2 protein-coding genes are annotated in these 1,309 nt (G+C 67.8%); both read left to right on the top strand.

Annotation, left to right across the window (positions count from 1 at the left end; genetic code table 11):
• On the top strand, positions 1-337 hold a 337-nt coding region (locus BJF81_RS12910), incomplete at its 5' end, for a transposase (RefSeq protein ID WP_237770237.1).
• Complete coding sequence (locus BJF81_RS12905; protein ID WP_075958692.1) at positions 334-1,275, top strand: IS3 family transposase; 942 nt, start codon at positions 334-336, stop codon at positions 1,273-1,275. The genes BJF81_RS12910 and BJF81_RS12905, both read left to right, overlap by 4 nt.
• Positions 1,276-1,309 lie beyond the last annotated feature (34 nt).

Raw genomic sequence — 1,309 nt, 5'->3', positions numbered from 1 at the left:
TGAGGTTCCCCCCCGGAGCGTAGAGGCATCCACAATGAGGATCGAGATGCCAGAGACAAGGAAGAAGTACGACCGGGAGTTCCGTGAGGGAGCGGTCCGGATCGTCGAGGAGACGAACAAGCCGATCGCGCAGGTCGCCCGCGATCTCGGTGTGAACGAGGGCACGCTGGGCAACTGGGTCCAGCGGGCCCGCGCCGCACGCGAGGGCCGTGGCGAGCTGTCCAAGGACGACCACAAGGAGCTGAAGCGTCTGCGCGCGGAGAACGCCGAGCTGCGGATGGAGCGTGATGTCCTCAAGCGATCCGTGGTCCTGTGGGTGAAGGAGGCGACGAAGTGAGCGTGGCACGCTTCATCGCCGACCAGAGGACCAACTACGCCGTGCCACACACCCTCGTCTGCGCCCTGCTAGGGGTCTCCCTGGCGTGGTTCTACAAGTGGATCAAGCGCGCCAACGGCCCGGGCGCCGCGAGCGGGTTGTTCACCGACACCGACCGGCGCCGCGACTCCGTCGACCGCGCGGTGAAGGTCGCGTTCAAGGACGCCAAGGGGCTGCACGGCTCCCCGCGCCTGCATGCCGACCTGCGCGACGCCGGCTGGGAGATCAGCGAGAAGACGGTCGCCGAATCGATGCGCCGCCAGGGTCTGGTCGCCCGCGTCATCAAGCGGCGCGGTGGCTTGACCAGGCAAGACAAGACCAAGAAGCCGTTCCCGGACCTGCTGTGCCGGGACTTCACCGCGCCAGCGCCGAACTGCAGGTGGGTCGGTGACATCACTGAGATCCCGACGGCCGAGGGCAAGCTGTACCTGGCCACCGTCATCGACCTGTACTCCCGCCGGCTGCTCGGCGCGACGACCAGTGCCCACCCCGACGCTGAGCTGGCGTGCGCGGCGATCCGGATGGCCGTGACGGCCCGCGGCGGCAAGGAGGCGATCTGGCGAGAGGACCAGGCCGAACGTCTCGTGTTCCACACCGACCGCGGGTCGACCTACACGGCGACCTCGTTCACCACGTTGTGCGCCGACCTGGGGATCCGTCAGTCGATGGGCCGGGTGGGGTCGTGCTTCGACAATGCAGCCGCGGAGGCGTTCTTCTCATCCCTGGAGTGGGAAGTTCTCTCCCGGCACGAGTTCGACACCCGCGCCCAGGCCCGCGCGGTCGTCATCGACTGGGCTTACGGGTTCTATAACCACCAGCGCCGCCACAGCGCGGCTGGCATGATGTCACCCGTCAACTACGAGCAGTCCACCGCAGCGTCCGTCCCGGACGCCGCGTAGCCCGAAACCCTCCACGATCTGGGGGGAACCACAG

This window comes from Ornithinimicrobium sp. CNJ-824, from assembly GCF_001942405.1.
GTDB lineage: Bacteria > Actinomycetota > Actinomycetes > Actinomycetales > Dermatophilaceae > Ornithinicoccus > Ornithinicoccus kibberensis.
Note: the sequence above shows the minus strand (reverse complement) of the source record. Positions and strands in the feature narration are given on the sequence as shown.